The sequence below is a fragment of the Micromonospora sp. AMSO12t genome (assembly GCF_008806585.1).
Taxonomy (GTDB): Bacteria; Actinomycetota; Actinomycetes; order Mycobacteriales; family Micromonosporaceae; genus Micromonospora; species Micromonospora reichwaldensis.
The window spans coordinates 1-7,212 of the sequence record NZ_WAAS01000302.1 but is presented as its reverse complement, the minus strand read 5'-3'; the positions used below and the strand labels follow the sequence as shown (position 1 = coordinate 7,212).

The following is a 7,212-nucleotide window of genomic DNA, read 5'->3' as shown; positions in this document are numbered from 1 at the left end:
AGGCCAGGGTGAGGTTCACCTCGGGCGGCCGGAGCGCCGGGTCGCCTCCCGCGAGGTCGGCGAGCGTCGCGGGGCGGCGGGCGGGCACCGGCCCGATCGCCGGCCGGGATCCCGTGGGAGCGGCGCCGACCGAGGCGAGCTGACGCCCGGCGACGCGCGACCGGTCGCTGTCCCGGGTCGGCTGCGCGCCGAGGCCGGCGAGCGAGGTCACCCCGAGGCGGCCGGCGAGCACCGGCACCTGGTCCGGCTCGACCACGAAGACCACCTCGCGGGGCCGCACCGGGCGCAGCAGGAGCAGGGCCAGCGCCACCGCCAGCACCCCGCCGGCCAGCAGTCCGGCAGTCGCCGGGGCGGTCCAGCCGGCGCGCAGCCCCGCGCGCAGTTCCAGGCTCAGGTCGGCCCGCCCGTCGGGACGCATCACCACCAGGCTCAGCCGCCGGTCGGCCAGTTCCGCCGGGGTCCACTCCAGCGCGCCGATCCCCTCGCGTACCCAGAAGGGCTGGCCGATCGGCGCGACCGACGGCGTGGGACCGGCGGACGGCGCGGGACCGGCGGGCTGCAACCGGACCGGCAGCGGCCCCCGGGCCAGCGCCACCCGGCGCACCTCGGCATGCGGCACCGGGTCGAGCCAACGCCGCACCTCGTCGGCGGGCGCCAGCCCGACGAAGGCCGGGCCGTCGGGCGTCCGCGCGTCCAGCCGGAGCCGGGCCTGCCCGGCGCGGGTGAACGGCGCCTCGGCCCGCAGCAGCTCGTCCACGTCCCGGACGACCATCGCGTGACCCGGGGTCTGCACGGTCTCGAACCGGGCGCTGAAGGCGCCACCCGGGTCGGCCTGCCGGGCGAGCAGCGTGAGCGCCCCACCGGCGAGCAGCGCCGTGATCCCGACCGTCAGCAGCAGCATGGCGGCGAGCACCCGCACGATCCGCATTCGCCTCGTCCCCCTCCGTAGCCGGATACCCGGCCGACCTTACCGACGTGGGGCGAGCCAGCAGCGGATATCCACGGCACGGGGCCGGGAAAGCAGCCGGCCCGCCGGATGATCCGACGGGCCTGCGAGTGGTACGACGGGTCACTCCTGCGACGTCGGCGTCCGCCGCGTACGCGAGAACGCGAGCCCGCCCAGCAGCAGGCCACCCACGCCGGCGACCAGGCCGGCGACCGCGAGCCCGGTGGCCACGTCGTCGCTCCCGGCGTCGTCATCGTCGTCGTCGCCGGCGGCCTGCGGCGCGGCGGCGCCGGTGGGGGCGGTCGACGGCGAGGCCGCCGTGAGGGTGAGCACCGGGGCGGGGTTCTCCGGCTCCTCGCCGCCGGGGAGCGGCTCCTCGATCCACCGCTGCACGTTGCCGTCGGAGTAGGTCTGCAAGGTCTTGAAGACCATCGTCTCGACCTGCGGCAGCGGCCCCATCGACACCGGGAACTCCTGGAACTGGCCGGGCTTGACCGCCGCGCTCCCGGTGGCCGTCCAGGTGAGCTTGGAAACGACCTCGCTGAGCTGGCTGCCGTGCACCTCGACCGGCGGGTCCACCTTGCGCTTCTCCACCGCCACCGTCCAGCCGGGCACCGGCATGGTCGACACGGAACCGATGGGCGCGTTCTCCGGCAGCACGACCTCCAGCTTCGTGGTGGAGGCCGTGTCGCTCTCGTTCGGCACCCGGAAGGCGAACCGGCTGTAGCCGCCCTGGGTGGCCTCCTGCGGGTTGACCGTGACATGGGCCGAGGCGGGCGCCGCGAAGCCGAGGACGGCGGTGGCGACGGCGCCGAGCGCCAGGGCGGCGGCGGCGCTTGCGGTACGCCGGTGACGGATCATGGTGCGAGCCTTCCTGTTACCTGATCGGCACGGTGGTGGTCACCGTGGCCTGGTCGATGTCCGAGGTGCGGGCCGTGATGCGCAACTGCCACTCCCCCGCAGCCGGGAAGTTGATCTCGCCGGTGGCGTGGTTGTCGGTCAGCGGCAGCAGCGGGACCTGGATCGCTTCGATCCCCGCCGCCGGCAGGGCGACCGTGGCCCGCCACTCCACCACCGGCTGGGGCCGGTTGTCCTTCGTGTACGCGTAGAAGTGCACGGTGTTGTTGCCCCGCTCGGCCGGGTCCAGCTCGATCTGGAGGTCGTAGTTCGGGCTGGACAGCGTCGTGGAGAAGAAGCGGCCCGGCGCACCGGCCACGTCGGCGCCGGCGGTGCGGGCCGGGGTGGTCTGCACCAGGACGGCGGACAGGCCGAGGACCACCGCCGTGATCGCCAACTCCGCCCAGACCGCCCGCCGCATCGACGTCGGCCGGCCGGCCGCGGTGCGCCGGCGCACCAGCTGCCGGGAGTACGCGGCCACCGCGATCACCAGCGCGAAGAGCCCGATCTTGCCCAGCACCAGCCGGCCGTAGGTGGTGTCGACAAGCGCGCGGGGGGTGGCCACCTCGATCAGCGCCTGGACGGTGCCGGCGAGCAGCAGCGCCGAGACGGCCAGCGCCGCCCAGCGCGACCAGATCGGCAGGATCGCGCCCAGCTCCCGCTCGTCGGCCCGGGTCAGCAGGAAGACGGCGAGCATCACCAGCCCGCCCATCCAGACCGCCATGCCGCCCAGGTGGACGGCGTCGACGACCACGGAGACCGCCGGGGCGGGCGAGGCCGCCGGGTGCCCGGCCAGCGGCCAGGTCACCAGCGCCGCCGCCCCGAGTACGCCGAGGATGACCAGATCGCTCCGCTCGACCGGCCCCGCCATCAGGGGTCGGAGCAGGAACGCCGCCGCGGCCAACAGGCCCAGCCGGACCAGGTGCGCGGCGCCGAAGGAGCTGCCCAGCACGTCGCTCAGCCCCTCGCCGGTGACGTCGAACACGCCGCCGCCGGCGGTGTAGGGCACCTGGAGCAGGAGGTTCGCCACCGTGGAGACCGCCAGCAGGCCGAGACCGGCCCAGGCCAGGCGGGCCGGTCCGCGCCGGGGCAGCCGCCGGGGCCAGAGGGCGGCGAGCACCAGCGTCGGTCCGACGAGCAGCAGCAGGCCGGCGTAGCCGGCGTACTTGGCGACCTTGACCGCGTTGCCGACGACCGGGTCGGCCCGGCTGTCGTCCCCGCTGTCGACCGGGGGCGTCGAGGGCGCGCCGACGGAGTAGGTGAACGCGCCCGAGACGGGGTGGCTGTCGGAGGAGATGACCCGGTAGCTGACCAGGTAGGTGCCGCGCGCCCCGGCGGGGTCGACCGGTACGGTGACCACGGTGCCCTCGAAGGTCGGTTCGCCGCGGTCGGCGCGGGAGCCGTCCGGTGCGATCACCCGGATCTTGCCGGACACCTTGCGGACGGACTCGCTGAACGTGAGTACGACCTCCGCCGGCGCGTTCGACACCACGGCCGAGGCGATGGGGCTGCTGCTCACCAGCACCGCGTGGGCGCTGGCGGGGCCGGCGGGGGCGATCAGCAGGGCGACGACGGTGACCAGCAGGCCGGCGACGGCGAGCAGCCGGGCGATCGGGCGGCGGTTGGCGACACTCATGCCGGCAATGCTCTCGAACCCGACCGGCCCGGCGCGACTCCGACCATGCCCCGCGCCGCCGGTACCGGCCGGGCCGGCCCGCCCGGGGCGGCGTCAGCCATGACGGGCCAGGAGTGCGGTCGACGGCCGGCGGTCCGGCTCGTCGCTGACCCGTCCCAGCGCCCACAGCAGCCCCGCCTGCACCACGGCGGCCAGGTGCCCGACCTCGTGCACCAGCGCGGTCGTCGAGTTGGCGATGTCCACCGCGCTGGTGCCGGCCAGGCAGACCGCCAGCACCAGCGCCACCGGCACGAACGCCCGGGCGCGCTCGGGTCGCCACGCGGCCAGCGCGAAGCCGACGGCCAGCGCCACGTCGAAGGAGGCCATCTCGCGGCTGGTGTGCGGATCGACGGTCACGCCCAGCCCGGCCAGCAGGACGGGCAGGGCGATCGCCAGTTGGGCGACCGCGGCCACCGCGACCGCCACCCGCAGCACCTGACGGCGGGCCGCCCTGGCCGCCGCCCGGGTGCGTCCGGCCGCCAGCGAATCGGCGGCGACCGCCGCCAGCACCGACGCGGTCAGGTCGGGCACCGCCACGGCCTGCACCCGGACCAGCCGGGTGACCTGCTCGGCGTGGGTCAGCCAGGCCCGGCAGCCGGGGCAGCTCTCCGCGTGCGCGTCCAGCACCGCCGGCGCCGCCAGCGGGTCCTCGCCGTCCAGCCGCGCCGACAACGCCGCGCGTACGTCGTCGCATGTCATGTGGGGATAGTCGTGCGACGCACCGGTTTAGTTCCCAGGGTGGCGCAGGCCATGGAAGGGTCGAAGGACCCTCCCCGGCCCGGCCCCGCCGCGTAACCTGGACTGTCGTGATCCCCGCCCCGCGCGATACCTCCGCCGCCAGTCCGACCGGTGACGCGGGCGTCGCTGCGCGGGAGTCGGCGACCGAGTGGGCGCTGGCCGCCCGTGACGGGGACCCCGTCGCCCAGGCCGCCTTCGTCCGGCTGACCCAGGCCGAGGTGTGGCGCTTCACCGCCGCGCTTGTCGATCCGGACAGCGCCGACGACCTGACCCAGGACACCTACCTGCGGGCGTTCCGGGCGCTGCCGGCATTCGAGGGTCGCTCCAGCGCGCGCACCTGGCTGCTGGGCATCGCCCGCCGGGCCTGCGCCGACCACCTGCGCACGGTCGTGCGTCGCCGCCGGCTCGGCGAGCGGCTCGCCGCCGACGCCTGGACCGACCGGCCGCACCCGGACCCCGCCGGCCAGCTCGGCGCCGCCGACCTGGTCCGCCGGCTGCCCGCGGAGCGCCGCGCGGCGTTCGTGCTCACCCAACTGCTCGGCCTGTCGTACGCCGAGGCCGCCGCCGTGGAGGGGGTGCCCGTGGGCACCATCCGCTCGCGGGTGGCCCGGGCCCGCAACGACCTCGTCGAGGCGGTCGGCGACGCCCTCGCCGGATGACCGGGAACTTCCGCCGGGGACGGGACGACCAATGATCGTGACCGCACCGCACACCCGGGTCGCCCGCTGGCCCGCCGTCCGCCCCTGGCTCGGCGTCGCCGTCCGGCTGGGCCTGGCCGCCGTGTGGCTCGTCGCCGGCGGCAGCAAGGTCGGTGACCTGGCCGCCTCCGGCCGCGCCGTCAACGCGTACCAGGTCATGCCGTACGACCTCGCCACGGTGATCGGCGCGGCGCTGCCCTTCGTCGAGCTGGCGCTGGGCCTGCTGCTGCTCCTCGGCCTGGCCACCCGGCTCTCCGCCGGGGTGTCCGCGGCGCTGCTGGTGGTCTTCATCGTCGGCATCGTCTCGGCCTGGAGCCGGGGCCTCGCCATCGACTGCGGCTGCTTCGGCGCCGGCGGGGAGCTCGCCGAGGGCCAGACCCCGAGCTACCTCCCGGAGATCCTCCGGGACCTGGGATTCCTGGCGCTGGCCGGGTTCCTGCTGATCTGGCCCCGCACCCCCGTCTCGGTGGACGGCTGGCTGGCGGGGGACGCATCCGTGGAGGACGAGGATGAGTAGTCGCAAGGGGCAGAAGGGCTCCGCCCGGATGGTCCGCGAGCAGCTGGCCCGGGAGCGGCGGCGCAAGCGGACACTCTGGGTCTCCGTGGCCGCCGTGGCCGTCCTGGTCGTCGCCGGCCTGATCGGCTGGAGCGTCTACTCCAGCCAGCGCTCCGACGACTTCACCGCGCCGACCGGCTCGACCGAGGACGGCACCGGGGTCGTCGCCGGCTCGGGCCCGGTCACCATCGACATCTACGAGGACTTCCTCTGCCCGGCCTGCAAGCAGTTCGAGCAGGCCAGCGGCCCGACCATCGACCAGCTCATCAGCGAGGGCAAGGTGCGTGTCGTCTACCACCCGGTCGCGTACCTGAACCGCTTCTCCAGCACCCAGTACTCGACCCGCTCCTCGGCCGCCTCCGGCTGCGCGGCGGAGGGCGGCCGCTACCGGGAGTACGCCAAGGCGCTGTTCGACCGGCAGCCGCCGGAGGGCGGCGCGGGGCTCAGCGACGGTGAGCTGGCCGACATCGCGGCGGGCACCGGCATCGACCGGGACGGCTTCGCCTCCTGCCTGCGGGCGGGCACCTTCAAGCCGTGGACCGAGCACGTGACGCAGGAGGCCAGCAAGGCCAACATCACCAGCACCCCGACGATCCTGGTCGACGGCGAGCAGATCGCCGACCGCAGCCCGGAGGGGATCAAGTCGGCGGTGGAGGCGGCCGGCAGGTGATCCGCGACCTGGTGACCCGCGCCGGCCTGGTGCTCGCCGGCACGCTGACGGCGACGGCCGCGTTCGCCGCCCCGGCCGCCGCGCACGGCGCGGACGCGCCCGACGGCACCGACTACCGCACCGAGGTGACCGCCGTCGCCCCGGCCCGCCCCGGACTGAGCGTACGGGTGATCGAGGCGGGCGCGCGGCTGGAGCTGACCAACACCGGCGACCGCGCCGTCGAGGTGCTCGGCTACTCCGGCGAGCCCTACCTGCGGGTCGGCCCCGACGGCGTGTACGAGAACGTCCGCTCTCCCGCGACGTACCTGAACCGGACCATCGCCGGGGACACGCGGCTGCCCGCCGAGGCGAACCCCGCCGCCGCACCGGACTGGCGACGCGTCGACGACTCCGCCACGGCGCGCTGGCACGACCAGCGGGCACTCTGGCGGGAGTCGGCACCGCCGCCGCAGGTGCGCGCCGCCCCGGACCGGGAGCACCGGGTGCGGGACTGGACGGTGCCGCTGCGCACCGACACCGGGACGGGGGAGATCCGCGGCACCCTCGACTGGGTGCCGCCGCCGGACGCGTACGTCTGGTGGGTGGTCGCCACGGTCGGGCTGCTGGCCGTGGGGGCTCTCGGGCTGTTGCCGGCCCGCTCCGGGCCGGGCGCGCGGGCGCTCGCCGGGCTCGGCGGGCTGCTGGTCGTCGGCGGGGTGGCCGCGGTGGTGTTCACCGTGGGCCGGGAGGTGGACGCCGGTGCGCGGGGCGTGGGCGGGGTGCTGACCGGCCTGCTCGGCGGGCAGGTCTGGGCGCTGCTGACCGGGCTCGGCGCCGTCGCCGCGGGCGTCTTCGCGCTGGCCCGCCGGCCGGCCGCCGACTTCGCGCTGGCGCTGGCCGGGGCCTGCCTGGCGCTCTTCGCCGGGGTGGCCAACGCCGCCGTCTTCGCCCGCGCCGTCGCCCCCGTGCCCTGGCCGGCGACGACGGCCCGGATCCTGGTCGCCCTGATCCTCGTCGCCGGCGCGGGCGCCACGGCAGCCGGCGCCCTCCGCC

Annotated in this window: 7 protein-coding genes and 1 pseudogene; 4 read left to right on the top strand and 4 right to left on the bottom strand. The window is 76.1% G+C overall.

The window, feature by feature from the left end; genetic code table 11:
• The 4 genes and pseudogenes from F6X68_RS34470 to F6X68_RS28515 all read right to left on the bottom strand — a co-directional run.
• Nucleotides 1-400: pseudogene (locus F6X68_RS34470) on the bottom strand (hypothetical protein); the annotation flags it as partial.
• A gap of 669 nt (nt 401-1,069) precedes the next feature.
• On the bottom strand, nt 1,070-1,807 hold the full coding sequence (locus F6X68_RS28525) for a YcnI family protein (RefSeq protein ID WP_151457154.1): 738 nt from the start codon (nt 1,805-1,807) through the stop codon (nt 1,070-1,072).
• A 16-nt stretch (nt 1,808-1,823) separates the two neighbouring features.
• Nucleotides 1,824-3,488: a copper resistance CopC/CopD family protein gene (locus tag F6X68_RS28520; RefSeq protein ID WP_192581573.1), complete on the bottom strand. Its 1,665-nt coding sequence runs from the start codon at nt 3,486-3,488 to the stop codon at nt 1,824-1,826.
• A gap of 84 nt (nt 3,489-3,572) precedes the next feature.
• Nucleotides 3,573-4,217, bottom strand: coding sequence for a zf-HC2 domain-containing protein (locus F6X68_RS28515; protein WP_151457152.1), 645 nt, complete (start codon nt 4,215-4,217; stop codon nt 3,573-3,575).
• Between the two features lie 107 nt (nt 4,218-4,324).
• Between F6X68_RS28515 and F6X68_RS28510 the strand changes: the two genes are divergently transcribed.
• The 4 genes from F6X68_RS28510 to F6X68_RS28495 form a co-directional block, all read left to right on the top strand.
• Entirely contained in the window at nt 4,325-4,915 is a 591-nt protein-coding gene (locus F6X68_RS28510) for a sigma-70 family RNA polymerase sigma factor (protein WP_151457151.1), read from the top strand.
• A 31-nt stretch (nt 4,916-4,946) separates the two neighbouring features.
• On the top strand, nt 4,947-5,471 hold the full coding sequence (locus F6X68_RS28505) for a MauE/DoxX family redox-associated membrane protein (protein ID WP_151457150.1): 525 nt from the start codon (nt 4,947-4,949) through the stop codon (nt 5,469-5,471).
• A complete protein-coding gene (locus F6X68_RS28500; RefSeq protein ID WP_151457149.1) occupies nt 5,464-6,180 on the top strand; it encodes a thioredoxin domain-containing protein in 717 nt (238 codons plus the stop codon). The genes F6X68_RS28505 and F6X68_RS28500 overlap by 8 nt, the downstream gene beginning before the upstream one ends.
• On the top strand, nt 6,177-7,212 hold a 1,036-nt coding region (locus F6X68_RS28495), incomplete at its 3' end, for a hypothetical protein (protein ID WP_151457148.1). The genes F6X68_RS28500 and F6X68_RS28495, both read left to right, overlap by 4 nt.

Coding starts and splice junctions, on each gene's coding strand:
- F6X68_RS28525 (WP_151457154.1), bottom strand. CDS start 1,807: ATGATCCGTCACCGGCGTACCGCAAGCGCCGCCGCCGCCCTGGCGCTC.
- F6X68_RS28515 (WP_151457152.1), bottom strand. CDS start 4,217: ATGACATGCGACGACGTACGCGCGGCGTTGTCGGCGCGGCTGGACGGC.
- F6X68_RS28505 (WP_151457150.1), top strand. CDS start 4,947: ATGATCGTGACCGCACCGCACACCCGGGTCGCCCGCTGGCCCGCCGTC.
- F6X68_RS28500 (WP_151457149.1), top strand. CDS start 5,464: ATGAGTAGTCGCAAGGGGCAGAAGGGCTCCGCCCGGATGGTCCGCGAG.